This window comes from Streptomyces sp. NPDC053665, assembly GCF_055585285.1.
The window spans coordinates 448,378-465,131 of the sequence record NZ_JBVJKK010000005.1; the positions used below are offsets into that span (position 1 = coordinate 448,378).

Here is a 16,754-nt window from a genome sequence, read left to right on the forward strand (position 1 = left end):
GAGCATACGCCCGGTGGGGGTGGATCGGGGGTGAATCCCTCGGTCGGGGGTGCGATCCGGCGCGTGCTGGGTAGAGTCCGTCGACATGGAGCACGAGGTGTTCGTTCCGGTCCCGGCCGAGCGGCTCAGGGGGGTGCTGGACGACCCCGCGCGGGTCGCCCGGGCCGTTCCCGGGCTCCAGCAGGACGCGGGCGCCGAGCCCGTCGCCGGCCGGCTGAAGCTCCGGGTCGGCAGCCACTCCGTCACCTACCGCGGTGCCGTCCGGCTGTCCCGGCGGGACGACGGTTCGTACACCGCCGACGGGCAGGCCGAGGAGGCGCGCGGCAGCGGTACCGTCACCCTCGCGCTGCGGATCGCCCTGCGGGAGTCGGAGGACGGCTGCACGGTCGTCTTCGACGGCACGGCGACCGCCGACGGCCGCATCAAGGACCTCCCGGCGGACGCGGTGGACAGTGCCGTCACCCGGCTGCTGAACCGTTTCGCGGAGCACCTGGCCGGGGCCGCCCCCGAGCCGGCGGCCCGGCCCGGGCCGACGACACCGCCCGTCACGCAGGACTTCGAACCCCGCGCCACGACCGATCACGAGACGACCCCCGACGCGGACGACCCGCCCCCGCCCCCGGCGCCCTCGGGGCAGGACACCGCGGCCCGGGAGGACACCGCGGCCCGGCAGGACACCGCGGCCCGGGAGGACGACGCGGCCGGGCAGGACACCGCGGCCGGGGAGGGCGGCGAGCCCGCCGGGCCCGGTCTCACCGAGGAACCCCGCCCCGCCTTCGGCGCCGGCCTCCAGCCCTCCGCCGCCGCACCGCCGGGGGAGGACGACGACGAGGACGAGGACGGCATGGCCGAGGCGGCCCACGCCCGCCGGACCATGATCGGACGCAGTGCCGAGGAGGTGGACCACGCTCCGCCGCGCGGCCGGTACGCCCCCGTGCCCGCCCCGCAGACCGTGTCGCCCCCGGCCCCGCTGCGCTGGGCGGCCCCGGCGGCGGCCCTCGCCCTGGCCTCGGCCGTCGTCGCGGTCCGGGCCCTGCGCCGCCGCCGCTGAACCCCCCTCCGGCCGCGGACACCCGCCACGAGCCCGGGCCCTCTTGATCCACCCCAGTAGGGTCGTCCCGTGAGCGACGAAGAGATCACGCTGACCGCGGGTGACGCGGAGGCGACGGTGCAGCCGGGCAACGGCGGCCGGATCGGTGGGCTGCGCATCGGCGGTGCGGAACTGCTGCGCCAGGGCGAGCGGTTCGGCTGCTTCCCGATGGTGCCCTGGTGCGGACGCACCCGCGACGGCCGCTTCCTCGACGGCGCCGAGGTGCGGCAGCTGCCGCTCAACGCGCCGCCCCACGCCATCCACGGCACCGTCCGCGACACCGCCTGGCGCACCGCCCGCCGGTCCGCGTCCGAGGCCGTCATCACCTGCGAGCTCACCGACCCCTGGCCGCACCCGGGCCGCGTCACCCAGGTCGCCGCCCTCACCCCGGACTCCCTGACGCTGACGATCTCGGTGGAGACGTACGCGTCGTCCTTCCCGGCGCAGATCGGCTGGCACCCCTGGTTCAACCGCAACCTCGGCGGCGAGGACGTGACCCTCGACTTCGCCCCCGCCTGGCAGGAGGAGCGCGGCGACGACCACCTGCCCACCGGCAACCGCCTCGACCCGAAGCCCGGCCCCTGGGACGACTGCTTCGGCATGCCCGGCGGCGTCGAGGCCACACTGACCTGGCCCGGGCAGCTGGAGCTGACCGTGTCCAGCCGGGCGGAGTGGGTCGTCGTCTACGACGAGCAGCGGGAGGCGGTGTGCGTGGAGCCGCAGACCGGCCCGCCCAACGGGCTCAACACCCTGCCGCGCCTGGTCACGCCCCTGGAGCCGCTGGAGGCCACCACCACCTGGAGCTGGCGCCGCCTCTAAGCTGGGCGGCATGACGGACACACGCGGCGCGCTGCTGCAGCAGATCAAGGACAAGGCCGTGGTGCACGGCAAGGTGACCCTGTCGTCGGGTCTCGAGGCCGACTACTACGTGGACCTGCGCCGCGTCACGCTCGACGGCGAGGCCGCCCCGCTGGTCGGGCAGGTGCTGCTGGACCTGACCGCGGAGCTGGACTTCGACGCCGTCGGCGGACTGACCATGGGCGCCGACCCGGTCGCCGCCGCGATGCTGCACGCGGCCGCCGCCCGCGGCAGGCGCCTGGACGCCTTCGTCGTGCGCAAGGCCGCCAAGGCGCACGGCCTCCAGCGCCGCGTCGAGGGCCCGGACATCGCCGGCCGCCGCGTGCTGGTCGTCGAGGACACCTCCACCACCGGCGGCTCCCCGCTCACCGCCGTCGAGGCCGTGCGCGAGGCCGGGGCGGAGGTCGTCGCCGTCGCGACCATCGTCGACCGGGCGACCGGTGCCGCGGAGAAGATCCGCGAGGGTGCCGGTGTGCCGTACCTCTTCGCCTTCTCCAAGGACGAGCTGGGCCTGGACTGACCAGGGCGTGGACAGCGACCTGGACCTCCCGGCCGAGTCTGGGAGGATGGGGCCGACGATGACGTCGCACCCCAAGGTCTAGGTCAGGGCCGTTAGACACAGCAGTACGTCAACCCGCAGATACAAGGAGCGGACGCATGCCCATCGCAACTCCCGAGGTCTACAACGAGATGCTGGACCGGGCGAAGGCAGGAAAGTTCGCCTACCCGGCCATCAACGTGACCTCCACCCAGACCCTGCACGCGGCCCTGCGCGGGTTCGCTGAGGCGGAGAGCGACGGCATCGTCCAGATCTCCACGGGTGGCGCCGAGTTCCTTGGCGGCCAGTACAGCAAGGACATGGTCACCGGCGCCGTCGCGCTGGCCGAGTTCGCGCACATCGTCGCCGAGAAGTACCCGGTGAACATCGCGCTGCACACGGACCACTGCCCCAAGGACAAGCTCGACGGGTACGTACGCCCGCTGCTGGCCCTGTCGAAGAAGCGGGTCGAGGCCGGTCTGGCCCCGCTGTTCCAGTCGCACATGTGGGACGGTTCCGCCGAGACCCTCGCCGACAACCTCTCCATCGCGCAGGAGCTGCTGGAGCAGGCCCGCGCCGCGAAGATCATCCTCGAGGTGGAGATCACCCCGACCGGTGGCGAGGAGGACGGCGTCTCGCACGAGATCAACGACTCCCTCTACACCACGGTCGACGACGCGCTCCGCACCGCCGAGGCCCTGGGCCTGGGCGAGAAGGGCCGCTACCTGCTCGCCGCGTCCTTCGGCAACGTGCACGGCGTGTACAAGCCGGGCAACGTCGTCCTGCGCCCCGAGCTGCTGAAGGAGCTGAACGAGGGCGTCGCCGCCCAGTACGGCAAGGCCGCTCCGTTCGACTTCGTCTTCCACGGCGGCTCCGGCTCCACGGAGGAGGAGATCCGCACCGCGCTGGAGAACGGCGTCGTGAAGATGAACATCGACACGGACACCCAGTACGCGTTCACGCGCCCGGTCGCGGACCACATGTTCCGCAACTACGACGGCGTGCTGAAGGTCGACGGCGAGGTCGGCAACAAGAAGACCTACGACCCGCGCACCTGGGGCAAGCTGGCCGAGGCCTCCATGGCCGCCCGCGTGGTCGAGGCCTGCGGCCACCTGCGCTCGACCGGCACGAAGATCAAGTAGTCCCCGGTCCCGCTCGCGTCGAGCCCGGCACCCGGCAGGGTGCCGGGCTCTTCCGTATGCTCCCTTCATGCCCGACGTCCGGCTGGCCTCCCCGCAGGGCAAGTGGGTCCTGCTCACCACCGTGCTCGGCTCCGGCATGGCGATGCTGGACTCGACCGTCGTCAACGTGGCCCTGCCGCGCATCGGCCGCGACCTCGACGCGGACCTGGCCGTCCTGCAGTGGACGGTCAACGCGTACATGGTCACGCTGGCCGGGCTGATCCTGCTGGGCGGGGCGCTCGGGGACCGGTTCGGGCGGCGGAAGGTGTTCGTCGTCGGCGTGGTGTGGTTCGCGGCGGCGTCGCTGCTGTGCGGGATCGCGCCGAACGCGGGCGTGCTCATCGCCGCGCGGGCCCTGCAAGGGGTGGGCGGCGCGCTCCTGACGCCCGGGTCGCTGGCGCTGATCCAGGCGTCCTTCCACCCCGACGACCGGGGGCGGGCCGTGGGGCTGTGGTCCGGGTTCGGCGGGGTCGGCGCGGCCGTCGGGCCGTTCGTCGGCGGCTGGCTGGTGGACGGGCCGGGCTGGCGCTGGGTGTTCCTGCTGAACGTGCCGCTGGCGCTGGTGTGCGTGCCGGTGGCGCTGCGGCACGTCCCCGAGTCGGGCGGCGGCCCCGCCGGGCCGGAGGCCGCCGGGGGAGGGCGGGCCCACGGGCGGTTCGACGTGGCGGGGGCGGTGCTCGGGGCGCTGGCGCTCGCGCTGGTGACGTACGCGCTGATCAAGGCCCCGGAGGGCGGCGCGGTGGTGGTGGTCTCGGGGGTGGCCGGGCTGGCCGCGGCCGTCGCGTTCGTCGTGACCGAGCGGCGGCGGCCCGACCCGATGCTGCCGCCGGACATCTTCGCGTCCCGGCAGTTCACGGCCGTCAACGTGGTGACGCTGTGCGTGTACGCGGCCCTCGGCGGCTTCTTCTTCCTCGCCGCGCTCCAGCTCCAGGTCGTCGTGGGCTACTCGGCCCTCGCCGCCGGTACGGCCCTGCTGCCCACGACCGCGCTGATGCTGCTGCTGTCCGCGCGCTCCGGGGAACTGGCCGACCGCATCGGGCCGCGGATCCCGCTGACGGTGGGGCCGCTGCTGTGCGCGGCCGGGATGCTGCTGATGCTGCGGGCCGGGCCGGGAGCGTCGTACGTGCGCGACGTGCTGCCCGCGCTGCTGGTGCTCGGGCTGGGGATGGTGACGCTGGTGGCGCCGCTGACGGCGGCGGTCCTCGCGTCGGTGAGCGTGGCCCGGGCCGGGCTGGCGTCCGGCGTCAACAACGCGGCCGCCCGCGCGGCGGGACTGGTCGCGGTGGCGGCGCTGCCGCTGCTCACGGGAATGGGCGAGGAGGCGTACCGGGAGCCGGAGGCCTTCGACGCGGCCTTCGGACGGGCGATGGGGTGGTGCGCCGGTGCGCTGGTGGCGGGCGCGGTGGTGTCCGCCGCGGTGGTCCGCAGGCCGCCGCCGGGGTGCAGGCGCCCGGAGTGCCTGCGCCACGCCGGCGTGACGGCACCGCCCCTGGAGGGCGAGCCGGCGAGGAGGAGGCTGGGGTAGGGCGGGGGCGGCAGTGTTTCTGCGGGGTGGAAGGGGGGCGCAGACGTCCGGGGGCGGTGCCGGGGGTCTTGGACCGCCCTGGTCGCGGATGCCGCAGACTTGGGGCATGTCCATTCACGAGAACCTGCTCGGGGGCCCGCCCCCCACCCATCTGCCCGACGACCCCGGGCCGCGCGAGATGCTCGCGTCGGGTGCCGCGTCCGCCGAGGTCGCCGCCGCGCACCCCACCTCCTCGCTCGCCTGGGCGCAGCTCGCCGACGAGGCGTTCGAGCGGGGCGCGGCCGTGGAGTCGTACGCGTACGCCCGGACCGGATACCACCGCGGTCTGGACGCGCTGCGCCGCAACGGCTGGAAGGGGCACGGCCCGGTGCCGTGGGAGCACGAGCCGAACCGCGGCTTCCTGCGCGCCCTGCACGCCCTCGCCCGCGCCGCGCAGGCGATCGGCGAGCAGGAGGAGTACGAGCGCTGCGCGCAGTTCCTCAAGGACTCCTCGCCCACGGCGGCGCAGGTCCTGGGCTGAACGACCCGCCGGCGGTATGAGGCCCGTCTCTCAGGAGGCGGGCCTTGCGGTTCCGGGGCACGATTGCGGAGTATTCCCCGTGGGGACCGGGGCCCCCGTGCCGGCATCGGCAGGGGCGGACCGCTACCCGGAGTTATCTGCAGGAGACAGCGATGTCCCACGAGGCTCACGAGCCCGAGACCCCGCATCTCGACTTCCACGGCACGACGCCGTACGAGGACTACGTCAAGGCGGACGTGCTCACGCACCTCCAGCACACCCTCTCCGACGATCCCGGGGAGATGGTCTTCCTGGTGACCACCCAGGTGATGGAGCTGTGGTTCACGGTCATCGTCCACGAGTGGGAGACGGCGGCCCGCGCGCTGAGGAGCGACGACGTGCCCACCGCGAGGGCCGCGCTGAAGCGGTCGGTGCGCGAGCTGGAGGCGCTCGACGCGTCCTGGAAGCCGCTCGGCCAGCTCACGCCGGCCCAGTTCAACTCGTACCGCAGTGCCCTCGGTGAGGGGTCCGGCTTCCAGTCGGCGATGTACCGGCGCATGGAGTTCCTGCTCGGGGACAAGTCGGCGTCCATGCTCGTCCCGCACCGCGGCTCCCCGCGCGTGCACGCGGAGCTGGAGAAGGCGCTGCACGAGCCGAGCCTGTACGACGAGGTCGTGCGGCTGCTCGCCCGCCGCGGGTACGACATCCCCGAGGCGGTGCTGAAGCGCGACGTCGCACGGCGCTACGAGCCGGCGCCGGAGGTGGAGGCCGCCTGGACGGCCGTCTACTCGGGGGACGAGAGCGACGAACTGGCCCGGCTGGGCGAGGCGTTGAGCGACGTCGCCGAGCTGGTGTGGCGCTGGCGCAACGACCACCTGGTCGCCACCCGCCGCGCGATGGGCGCCAAGACCGGCACGGGCGGCTCCGCCGGGGTGGCCTGGCTGGAGAAGCGCGCGCAGAAGAACGTGTTCCCCGAGCTGTGGACGGCGCGGTCGTATGTCTGAGCTGAGCATGCGCGCGGAGAAGCTGGACTCCGTCGACGAACTGGCCGCCAAGCGGGCGGAGTTCGTCACCGACGACGTCGTCTACCTCGACGGCAACTCCCTTGGCGCGCTCCCGGCCGTCGTCCCCGGCCGGGTGGCGGACGTCGTGCGCCGGCAGTGGGGCGAACTGCGCATCCGGTCCTGGGAGGAGAGCGGCTGGTGGACGGCACCGGAGCGGATCGGCGACCGGATCGCCCCGCTGGTCGGGGCCGCGCCCGGGCAGGTCGTGGTGGGCGACTCCACCAGCGTCAACGTGTTCAAGGCGCTGGTGGGCGCGGTGCGCCTGGCCGGTGAGGGCCGGGACGAGATCGTCGTGGACGCCACGACCTTCCCCACCGACGGGTACATCGCCGAGTCCGCCGCGCGGATGACCGGCTGCACCCTGCGGCCGGTGACCCCCGCGGAGGTGCCGGGCGTGCTGGGCGGGCGGACCGCCGCGGTCCTGCTCAACCACGCGGACTACCGCACCGGCCGGCTGCACGACCTGCCGGCGCTGACGGCCGCCGTGCACGCGGCCGGGGCGTACGTGGTGTGGGACCTGTGCCACACCGCCGGCGCGCTGCCCGTGGGGCTCGACGAGCACGGGGTGGACCTCGCGGTCGGCTGCACCTACAAGTACCTCAACGGCGGGCCGGGTTCACCGGCCTTCCTGTACGTGCGCGCCGAGTTGCAGGACCGCTTCGACTCGCCGCTGCCCGGCTGGAACTCGCACGCCGAGCCGTTCGGGATGCGGGCGGGGTACGAACCGGCCGCCGGTGCCCTGCGCGGCCGGGTCGGCACACCCGACATCCTCTCCATGCTCGCCCTGGAGGCGGCCCTGGAGGTGTGGGACGGGGTGTCCGTCGACGCGGTGCGGGCCAAGTCCCTCGCCCTGACGGACTTCTTCCTGGAGTGCGTCGCGGAGTACGTGCCCGAGGGACGCGTCGAGTGCCTGACGCCCCTGGCCCACGCGGAGCGCGGCAGCCAGGTCGCGCTGCGCTGCCCCGACGCCGGGGACGTGATGACGTCCCTGATCGAGCGGGGTGTGGTGGGCGACTTCCGGCCGCCGGACGTGCTGCGCTTCGGCTTCACGCCGCTGTACGTGGGCTTCGCCGACGTGGAGCGGGCGGCGGGCGTGCTGGCCCGGACCCTGGGGTGAGCGGCCGGGGCCGGGAACGCGCCGCGCGGACCCGGCCCCACCGCCCGCCGGCGGACCGCCCGTCCCGTCCTCACCGAGCGTGACATCCCCGGGTCCGCGCATGTCACGGGCCTGGTACCGTCCCGGCCAACGGCGCACCCCCCTCGACCGGTTCGCCGTGTACGGCTCATCGCTGGAAGGGTGGAGCATGACGGACGACGCCGCAGCGGCACGGGCCGCCGCCGAGGAGGAGTCGGCCCTCTCCCACGCGCCCGTCGACCCCGACGCCACCGCGGCCTACGGCGACCACCCCGACCAGGTGATCGACTTCTTCGCCCCGGGCGGCGAGGGCGGCCCTGGCGGTCCCGCCCCGGTCGTGGTGGTGCTGCACGGCGGTGCCTGGCGGGCGCCGCACGACCGGCGGCACATCAGCCCGTTCGCCCGGTTCCTGGCCCGGCACGGCTTCGCCGTGGCGAGCGTCGAGTACCGGCGGGGCACCGGCGACGCCTCCGTCGCGGGCCGCTGGCCCGACACCTTCGACGACGTGGCCGCCGCGCTGGACGCCCTGCCCGCGCTGGTGCGGGCGCATCTCCCGCAGGCCGACCCGCGCCGTACGGTCCTCACCGGCCACTCGGCGGGCGGCCACCTGGCGTTGTGGGGTGCGGCCCGGCACGTCCTGCCGGCCGGCTCGCCCTGGCGCAGCGGCACCCCGGCGGCCCTGCGCGGCGTGGTCGCCCTCGCCCCGATCGCGGACCTCGGCGTCGCCGACAAGCTCGGCGTGTGCGACGGCGCCGTACGCCAGCTCCTGGGCGGTGACGAGCACGTCGCCGAGCGGCAGCCGTACGCGGACCCGGCCCTGCTGCTGCCGACCGGCATCGCCACCACCGTCGTCCAGGGCCGCGCGGACCTCGACGTGCCGCAGGCGGTCGCCGAGTCGTACGCGGACGCGGCGGCGAAGGCCGGCGAAGTGGTCGGGCTGACGCTGCTGGAGGACGTGGGGCACTTCCCGCTGATCGACCCGGTGGCCGACGCCTGCGCGGTGGTGGTCGAGGAGATCGCCCAACTGGCCTGGTGAGCAGGGCAGGCGGCGCGCCGGTGAGCCGGCCCCGGTCAGCCCGCCCCGGTCATACCCGTAGTACCTGAGAGCCACCCCGCGGGTGAGCTCCGCGGCGGGACGCGGACGACACCGCCGCCTCCGTACCTTCCCTTCCATGCCGCCCGACCGCCGGGCGCGCGGGAGGGGGAACGAGCGTGGGACGCGCACACGAGGACCGCCGCGGGGCCGGACGGGGGCGGCGGGCGGCGCTCGCGGCGCTGGTCATGGGCGCGCTGGTGCTGCCGCTGACCGGGGCCGTCCGGCCCGAGGTACCCGCTCCGGCCCCCGCCGCCCTCCCCCCGCTCGGCGCGACGACGCTGGAGGCGGCGTACGCGGCCAACCGCGCCAACGCCGCCGAGGCGGCCCGCATGGCCGCCGCGCACCACGACCGGCACCGGGCCGCCGCCGACCGGGCCCTGGCCGCCCCGGCCCGCCGGCTCCTGGCCTTCGACGGCCGCGGCCCCGGCCGGGTGACCGAGGTGCTCGGCGACCTCCGCCGTGCCGAGCGCGTCGCCGTCCTGGTCCCCGGCTCCGACACGAGCCTGGACACCTACGGCCGGTTCCGCGCCACCGCCACCGCCCTGCACGAGCAGCTCGCCCGGCGCGGCGGGCCGGGCGGTCCGCGCACGGCGGTGGTGGCCTGGCTCGGCTACGCGACGCCCGGCACGGTCAGCACGGCGGTCGCCACCACCGGCCGGGCCGAACGGGCGGCCCCGCGGCTGCGCGCCCTGGTCGCGGACCTGCGCGCCGTGACGGGCGGCGCGGCCCGCGTCTCCCTGCTGTGCCACTCCTACGGCTCGGTGGTGTGCGGGCGGGCCGCGCCCGGCCTGGACGTGGACGACATCGCGCTGGTCGGCAGCCCCGGCACCGGCGCCGACACCGCCGCCGCTCTGGGCACGCGCGCCCGGATCTGGGCGGCGCGCGGCGGCGACGACTGGGTGGAGCACGTCCCGCACCTCGACGCCGGCCTGTTCGGCACCACCGTCGGCTTCGGCACCGACCCCGTCGCGCCGGAGTTCGGCGCCCGCGTCTTCACGGCGGGCGACGGCGGCCACAGCGACTACTTCCGGCCCGGGACCGACTCCCTGGCCAACCTGGCCCGGATCGTCCTGGGCGAGACCGGGGCGGTGACCCGTGACTGACAGGCGAGCGGGAGCGATCCGGCGGGTGCTGCACGCGCGCGCCGCGCGGATGGACGCGGCCACACCCGCGGGCCGTGACCGGGCCGTGGACGGCCTGCGCGCGGCCGCCGTCCTCGGGGTCGTCCTCGGGCACTGGCTGGTCACGGCGCTGGTGTCGGACAGCGGCACCCTGCGCGCGGCGAGCCCGCTCCAGCACCTGCCCGCCCTCGCGCCCGTCTCCTGGGTCTTCCAGACCCTCGCCGTGTTCTTCCTGGTCGGCGGGCACGTCGCCACCCGCGGGCACGCCTCGGCGCGGGCGCGCGGGGTGCCGTACCGCCGCTGGCTGGCGGCCCGGCTGGCCCGGCTGTTCACCCCCGTGGCGGCCGTCCTCACCCTGTGGACGGGCGCCGCGCTCGCCCTGCTGCTGTCGGGCGCCGAGTTCGGGACGGTCCGCACGCTGGTGAAGCTCGCCCTGTCCCCGCTGTGGTTCCTCGTGGTGTTCGCGGGCCTGACCGCGGCGACCCCGCTGCTGGCCCGGCTCTCCCCGCTGTGGCCGCTGGCCGTCGTCCTGCACGTGGACCTGCTGCGCTTCGGCCCGGGCGGGCCCTCCTGGCTGGGCTGGGCGAACGTGGCGGCGGGCTGGGCCGTGCCCTACACGCTCGGCGCCGCCTGGAGCCGGGGCGAGCTGGAGGGCCGCCGCGCGGGCTGGATCCTGCTGGTGGGCGGGGCGGTGACGACCACGGCCCTGGTCGCCCTCGCGGGCTACCCCGCGTCGATGGTGGGCGTCCCCGGCCAGGACGTGTCCAACCTGGACCCGCCGACCCTGGCAGCGGTCACCTTCGGGCTCGCCCAGTGCGGCCTCGCCCTCCTGCTGCGCGGTCCGCTGCGCCGCGCCCTGCGCCGGCCCCTGGCCTGGGCGGCCGTGGCGCTGGTGAACCTCTCGGCGATGACCGTCTTCCTGTGGCACCAGACGGCCCTCATGGCCACCACCGCCACCGGCCTGCTCGCCGGCCGCCTCCCCGGGCTGCACACCGTGCCCGACGGCCCCGGCTGGGTCGCGGCCCGGCTGCTGTGGCTGCCGGTGTTCGCCGCCGCTCTCGCCCTGTGCGCGGCCGCGTTCCGGTCCTTCGAGCGGGGCGGCGGGCCGGGCGGTGGGTCACGGGTGGTGCGCGCGCACCGGCCCGCCGACCGGGGTGCGGCGACGGGGGCCCGCCATGTCTAGGCTGAGCCGTGTGACGGACACGGGGGTGGGCCGCGCGCTGCGGGCGCGCGCCGGCGGCTGGCTGCGGGCGCTGCGCGCGGACCTGTGGACCGTCCGCCGCGATCCGCTGCCGCGCTCCCCCTGGCTGCGGTGGCTGCCGCACGGCCTGCTGTGCCTGGCCGCGTTCGGTGTCACGGTCGGGAGCGCGGCCGACCTCCAGGGCAACGGGCACCTGGACTTCGGCCCGGCCCTGCTGGTCGCGATCGGGCAGGGCGGGGCCGTCGTCCTCGGCCTGTGGCGGCCGGTTCCGGCGTGGTGGCTGTCGCTGGGCGTGTTCGTGCTGTGCGCCGCGGCGGTGCGGGCCCGGCTGGGGGACGGCCCGGAGACCTACACCTGGCCCTGGACCGCGGCGGCGATCGTCGCCGGGCTGCTCGTACTGCTGCTGCTGGCGCTGCGGGTGCCCACCCGCGCGGCGGTGGCGGCCCTGGCCGTGACCGCACTGGTCACCTGGCTCGCCCAGGGCGCCGCGGCCGGGGTGGCGCACGACGACACCGGGCCCCTGATGCTGTCCCTGGCGACCGTCGTCGTCGTCGTCGGCACCGCCCTGCGCGGCCGCCGCGTGGCCCGGGCCCAGCTCGTGGAGCAGACCACGCTCACCTCGGAGGAGCGCACCCGGCGCACCCTGCTGGAGGAGCGCACCCGCATCGCCCGCGAACTGCACGACGTGGTGGCCCACCACATGTCGGTCATCTCCATCCAGGCGCAGGTCGCCCCGCACCTCGTGCAGGACCCGCCCGAGGAGCTGAAGGAGAACCTCGCGGGCATCCGGCAGAACGCGCTGGAGGCGCTGACCGAGCTGCGCCGGGTGCTGGGCGTGCTGCGTTCGGAGCACCCCGGGCCCGGGGACGCGCCGGCCGGACCCGGCGAGGAGGCCGTCCCGCACGCCCCGCAGCCCACCCTCGACCGGCTCGGCGCGCTGGTGGAGAACACCCGGGCCGCCGGCCGCGAGGTCACCACCGAGATCAGCGGCGAGCGGCGCCCTCTGCCGCAGGGGGTGGAGCTGTCGGCGTACCGGATCGTGCAGGAGGCGCTGAGCAACGCCCTGCGGCACGCGCCCGGCGCCGCCGTCACCGTCCGGCTCGGCTACCGGCCCGACGGCCTGCGCGTGGAGGTCGTCAACGGCCGCCCCACGGCGCCCCCGCCGCCGTCCTCCGGCGCGGGCCACGGGCTGCTCGGCATGCGCGAACGCGTCGCGATGCTGGGCGGCACCCTGACCGCGCGCCCGGCGCAGGGGGGCGGGTTCGAGATCGCCGCGTTCCTGCCCGGCACCCCGCCCGCGGACACCCCGGGCACCGGCCGCACCACCACCCCCAGGAAAGGACGACCATGACGAGCCGCACCGGCGACCCCATCCGGGTCCTCATCGCCGACGACCAGGCGATGGTCCGGCAGGGCTTCACGGTGCTGCTCGGCACCCAGCCGGACATCGAGGTCGTCGGCGACGCGTGCGACGGCGCCGAGGCCGTGACCCGCACCGCCGAGACCTCCCCGGACGTCGTCCTCATGGACATCCGCATGCCGGGCATGGGCGGCATCGAGGCCACCGGGGTGATCACGGCCGCTCACCCCGGGGTGCGGGTGCTGGTCCTCACCACCTTCGACCTCGACGAGTACGTGTACGAGGCGCTGCGCGCGGGAGCCTCCGGGTTCCTGCTGAAGGACGCCTCCGCCGAGCAGCTCGCCGAGGCGGTCCGGGTGGTGGCGTCCGGGGAAGCGCTGCTCGCGCCGGTCATCACGCGCAAGCTGATCGCGGAGTTCTCCCGGCTCGACGACCGGCCCCGCGCCCCGCTCAAGGACCGCGTCGGGGAGCTGACCGGGCGGGAGACCGAGGTGCTCGCGCTGATCGCGCAGGGCCTGTCGAACGCGGAGATCGCCCGGCACCTGTGCGTCGCCGAGCAGACCGTGAAGACGCACGTGGGACGCATCCTGGTGAAGCTCGGCCTGCGGGACCGGACGCAGGCGGCGGTGTTCGCCTACGAGTCGGGGCTGGTGCGGCCGTCGGGTTACTGACGCCCCGGGGGAGCGCGTAGTACCTGAGAGGGACCCGCGGTGACCCCTCTCACTGGGGACGACCGCGACCCCGGGGTGCCCCTACCGTTCTGTACGTGACCGAGACGACTCACCTGCACAGCACCGCGCCGGGGGACGGGACGCCCTCGCGCAGCCCGGAGTACCGGGTGGCCGTGGACTCCCTGCGCGGACTGCGGCAGGACCTCTTCCACGACGCCTTCGCCTACCGGCCGCTGCCCCGCAGGAGCCCGGACGGCCGGTGGGTGCGGCGGCTGCCGCCACGGCTACGGGAGTACGCGACCTGGACCCCGCACGCGCTGATCGTCACGGCGGCCCTGTTCTGCCTGCTGCTGGGGACCGTCGACGGCCCCGTGCTGTTCATGGCGCTGCTGACCGTGCTGCCGGTGCTGGCCACCATGGTCCGGCCCGTGATGGCGTTCTGGCTGTCCATGGCCGCCACCCCCGTCGCGGGCGCCCTCGGCAGCACCTGGAGCGACTGGCCCTGGCAGGCCGGCAGCTTCCTGTGCCACCTGACGGTGCTGACGGTCGTGGCGATACGCACCCGGCCCCGCACTGCCGGGTGGATGTGGGCGCTGACCGCGCTGTACGCGCTGATCGCGGACGCCGGTATGGGCTCGAGCCACATGTACGGCACCAACTCGGCGCCCATGCTGATCCTGTCGGCCCTGATCCTGCTGTGCGTCACCGTGTGGCACACCCGCAGGAGCGCCGCGCAGGAGGTCACCGCCCAGCAGACGGTCACCGCGCACGAGCGGTCCCGGCGCACCCTGCTGGAGGAGCGCACCACGATCGCCCGCGAGCTGCACGATGTGGTGGCCCACCACATGTCGGTGGTCGCCATCCAGGCCGAGGCCGCCCCCTACCGGGTGGAGAACCCGCCGCCCGAGCTGGAGAAGGCGTTCGTCACGATCCGGGAGAACGCGGTGGCGGCCCTGACGGAGCTGCGCCGGGTCCTGGGCGTCGTCCGCGCCGAGGACTACGAGGCCCCGGACGCCCCACAGCCCACGCTCGCCGACCTCGACGCGCTGCTGGCCAATGTGCGCGAGGCCGGGACGGCCGTGGACAAGGCGGTGACCGGTGCCGTGCGGGAGCTGCCGCCGGGCGTGGAGCTGTCGGCGTACCGGATCGTCCAGGAGGCCCTGAGCAACACGCTGCGCCACGCCCCCGGCGCGACCGCCCGGGTGGAGATCGGATACGTGCTCGGGGGCCTGGGGCTGCGCGTCGTCAACGGCCCGCCGCCCGAGCCGGGCCTCATCAAGCCCTCCCCGGGCGCCGGGCACGGCATCACGGGCATGCGCGAGCGGGTGACGATGCTCAACGGTGAGATGACGACGGGCCGCACGGACGACGGAGGGTACGAGGTGACGGTGTTCCTGCCGGTCGCCCTGCCGGACGAGGACGAGGCATGACGATCCGCGTCCTGATCGCGGACGACCAGATGATGGTCCGCGAGGGCTTCTCGGTGCTGCTGAACGCGATGCCGGACATGGAGGTCGTCGGAGAGGCGGTCAACGGCCTGGAGGCCGTCGCCAAGGTCCGCGACCTCGCCCCCGACGTCGTGCTGATGGACATCCGCATGCCCGAGCTGAACGGCATCGAGGCGACCCGCGAGATCGTCGCGGCGGACAGCGCGGCGAAGGTGCTGGTGCTCACCACCTTCGACCTCGACGAGTACGTGTACCAGGCGCTGCGGGCGGGCGCCTCCGGCTTCCTGCTCAAGGACGCCTCGGCCCGCCAGCTCGCCGACGGCGTCCGCGTGGTGGCCTCGGGGGAGGCCCTGCTGGCGCCCTCGGTGACCAGGCGCCTGATCACGGAGTTCTCCAAGCTCTCCGAGACCCCGCGCCTGATGCCCTCCGCCCAGGCCGCCTACGGGGACCTCACCGAGCGGGAGACGGAGGTGCTGGTCCTGATCGCCCAGGGGCTGTCGAACGCGGAGATCGCCGGGCGGCTGGTGGTCGCCGAGTCGACGATCAAGACGCACGTCAGCCGCATCCTGGTGAAGCTGGGCCTGCGCGACCGCACCCAGGCGGCGGTGTTCGCCTACGAGGCCCGGCTGGTCACCCCGGGCTGACGAGCGGGCGGGGCGGGCGCCACCCCTGGTCACCGCGGGGTGCGCCGGGCTAGCGTCCGTGCATGGCAGCTGTCTCCGACACCGGGTTCGACCCGTGGGACCCGGCGTTCCTGGCCGACCCGTACCCCGCCCTCGCCGAGCTGCGGGCCGCCGGCCGCGTGCACCGGTTCGAGCCCACGAACCAGTGGCTGGTCCCGCACCACGCGGACGTCTCGGCCCTGCTGCGCGACCGGCGTCTGGGCCGGACGTACCAGCACCGCTTCACGCACGAGGAGTTCGGCCGCAGCGCGCCCCCGGCCGAGCACGAGCCGTTCCACACGCTCAACGACCACGGCATGCTCGACCTGGAGCCGCCGGACCACACCCGCATCCGCCGCCTGGTGTCGAAGGCGTTCACCCCGCGCACGGTCGAACGCCTCAAGCCCTACGTGCGGGCCCTGGCCGACCGGCTGGTCTCCGCCCTGGCCGACGCGGGCGGCGGCGACCTGCTCAGGGACGTCGCCGAGCCGCTGCCCGTCGCCGTCATCGCGGAGATGCTCGGCATCCCGGAGTCCGAGCGGGCCCCGCTGCGGCCCTGGTCGGCCGACATCTGCGGCATGTACGAGCTGAACCCGTCCGAGGAGACGGCGGCCAGGGCGGTCCGGGCGTCCGTGGAGTTCTCCGCCTTCCTGCGCGAACTGATCGCCACGCGTCGCAAGGAACCCGGCGACGACCTCGTCTCGGGTCTCATCGCGGCCCACGACGAGGGCGACCGGCTCACCGAGCAGGAGATGATCTCCACCTGCGTCCTGCTGCTGAACGCCGGCCACGAGGCCACCGTGAACGCCACGGTCAACGGCTGGTACGCCCTGTTCCGCAACCCCGCCCAGCTGGAGCTGCTGCGCGCCGACCCCTCGCTCGTCCCCTCCGCGGTCGAGGAACTGATGCGCTACGACACCCCGTTGCAGCTGTTCGAGCGCTGGGTCCTGGACGACATCGAGATCGCCGGCACGACGATCCCGCGCGGCGCGGAGATCGCCATGCTGTTCGGCTCCGCCAACCACGACCCGGCGGTGTTCGACGACCCCTCGGCCCTCGACCTGACCCGCCGGGACAACCCCCACATCTCCTTCAGCGCCGGGATCCACTACTGCATCGGCGCCCCGCTGGCCCGCATCGAACTGGCCGCGTCGATGGGGGCCCTGCTGGAGCGGACCCCCACGCTGCGCCTCGCGGCGGAGCCCGTCCGCAAGCCGAACTTCGTGATCAGGGGGCTGGAGGGCCTGGCCGTCGAGGTGGCGTGACCCGAGCGGGGGGCAGGCGGCTCACGCGACCAGGTCCCGC

General features: G+C 75.1%; 16 protein-coding genes. All 16 read left to right on the forward strand.

Features of this window, described 5'->3' with window-relative positions; genetic code table 11:
- Nucleotides 1–85 precede the first annotated feature (85 nt).
- The 16 genes from ACZ6ZN_RS22125 to ACZ6ZN_RS22200 all read left to right on the forward strand — a co-directional run bounded on the left by ACZ6ZN_RS22125 (nt 86) and on the right by ACZ6ZN_RS22200 (nt 16,714).
- Entirely contained in the window at nt 86–1,051 is a 966-nt protein-coding gene (locus ACZ6ZN_RS22125) for an SRPBCC domain-containing protein (protein WP_469648663.1), read from the forward strand.
- Between the two features lie 69 nt (nt 1,052–1,120).
- On the forward strand, nt 1,121–1,909 hold the full coding sequence (locus ACZ6ZN_RS22130; protein WP_451875823.1) for an aldose epimerase family protein: 789 nt from the start codon (nt 1,121–1,123) through the stop codon (nt 1,907–1,909).
- 10 nt (nt 1,910–1,919) lie between these two features.
- Complete coding sequence (pyrE, locus tag ACZ6ZN_RS22135) at nt 1,920–2,468, forward strand: orotate phosphoribosyltransferase (RefSeq protein ID WP_398109002.1); 549 nt, start codon at nt 1,920–1,922, stop codon at nt 2,466–2,468.
- A gap of 137 nt (nt 2,469–2,605) precedes the next feature.
- Nucleotides 2,606–3,628: a class II fructose-bisphosphate aldolase gene (gene fbaA, locus ACZ6ZN_RS22140; RefSeq protein WP_469648664.1), complete on the forward strand. Its 1,023-nt coding sequence runs from the start codon at nt 2,606–2,608 to the stop codon at nt 3,626–3,628.
- Nucleotides 3,629–3,695: 67 nt separating this feature from the next.
- Nucleotides 3,696–5,192, forward strand: coding sequence for an MFS transporter (locus ACZ6ZN_RS22145; RefSeq protein WP_469648666.1), 1,497 nt, complete (start codon nt 3,696–3,698; stop codon nt 5,190–5,192).
- A gap of 106 nt (nt 5,193–5,298) precedes the next feature.
- Nucleotides 5,299–5,712: a DUF3151 domain-containing protein gene (locus ACZ6ZN_RS22150; protein WP_369196665.1), complete on the forward strand. Its 414-nt coding sequence runs from the start codon at nt 5,299–5,301 to the stop codon at nt 5,710–5,712.
- 152 nt (nt 5,713–5,864) lie between these two features.
- A complete protein-coding gene (locus tag ACZ6ZN_RS22155; protein ID WP_398108999.1) occupies nt 5,865–6,695 on the forward strand; it encodes a tryptophan 2,3-dioxygenase family protein in 831 nt (276 codons plus the stop codon).
- A complete protein-coding gene (gene kynU / locus ACZ6ZN_RS22160) occupies nt 6,688–7,872 on the forward strand; it encodes a kynureninase (RefSeq protein WP_451875821.1) in 1,185 nt (394 codons plus the stop codon). The genes ACZ6ZN_RS22155 and kynU overlap by 8 nt, the downstream gene beginning before the upstream one ends.
- Nucleotides 7,873–8,059: 187 nt before the next feature.
- Nucleotides 8,060–8,926, forward strand: a complete 867-nt coding sequence (locus ACZ6ZN_RS22165; protein ID WP_469648669.1) for an alpha/beta hydrolase — start codon at nt 8,060–8,062, stop codon at nt 8,924–8,926.
- 245 nt (nt 8,927–9,171) lie between these two features.
- Complete coding sequence (locus tag ACZ6ZN_RS22170) at nt 9,172–10,089, forward strand: alpha/beta hydrolase (RefSeq protein WP_469648944.1); 918 nt, start codon at nt 9,172–9,174, stop codon at nt 10,087–10,089.
- Nucleotides 10,090–10,138: 49 nt separating this feature from the next.
- Nucleotides 10,139–11,290, forward strand: a complete 1,152-nt coding sequence (locus ACZ6ZN_RS22175; protein ID WP_469648947.1) for an acyltransferase family protein — start codon at nt 10,139–10,141, stop codon at nt 11,288–11,290.
- Nucleotides 11,283–12,659, forward strand: coding sequence for a sensor histidine kinase (locus tag ACZ6ZN_RS22180; RefSeq protein ID WP_469648672.1), 1,377 nt, complete (start codon nt 11,283–11,285; stop codon nt 12,657–12,659). Before ACZ6ZN_RS22175 ends, ACZ6ZN_RS22180 begins: the two co-directional genes overlap by 8 nt.
- Nucleotides 12,656–13,339, forward strand: coding sequence for a response regulator (locus ACZ6ZN_RS22185; protein WP_469648674.1), 684 nt, complete (start codon nt 12,656–12,658; stop codon nt 13,337–13,339). The genes ACZ6ZN_RS22180 and ACZ6ZN_RS22185 overlap by 4 nt, the downstream gene beginning before the upstream one ends.
- Nucleotides 13,340–13,434: 95 nt before the next feature.
- Complete coding sequence (locus ACZ6ZN_RS22190; protein WP_398108993.1) at nt 13,435–14,769, forward strand: sensor histidine kinase; 1,335 nt, start codon at nt 13,435–13,437, stop codon at nt 14,767–14,769.
- Entirely contained in the window at nt 14,766–15,431 is a 666-nt protein-coding gene (locus ACZ6ZN_RS22195) for a response regulator (RefSeq protein ID WP_398108992.1), read from the forward strand. Before ACZ6ZN_RS22190 ends, ACZ6ZN_RS22195 begins: the two co-directional genes overlap by 4 nt.
- A 62-nt stretch (nt 15,432–15,493) precedes the next feature.
- Nucleotides 15,494–16,714 carry a cytochrome P450 gene (locus ACZ6ZN_RS22200; RefSeq protein ID WP_398108991.1) on the forward strand — a complete coding sequence of 407 codons (1,221 nt, stop codon included), beginning with the start codon at nt 15,494–15,496 and terminating at the stop codon, nt 16,712–16,714.
- Nucleotides 16,715–16,754 lie beyond the last annotated feature (40 nt).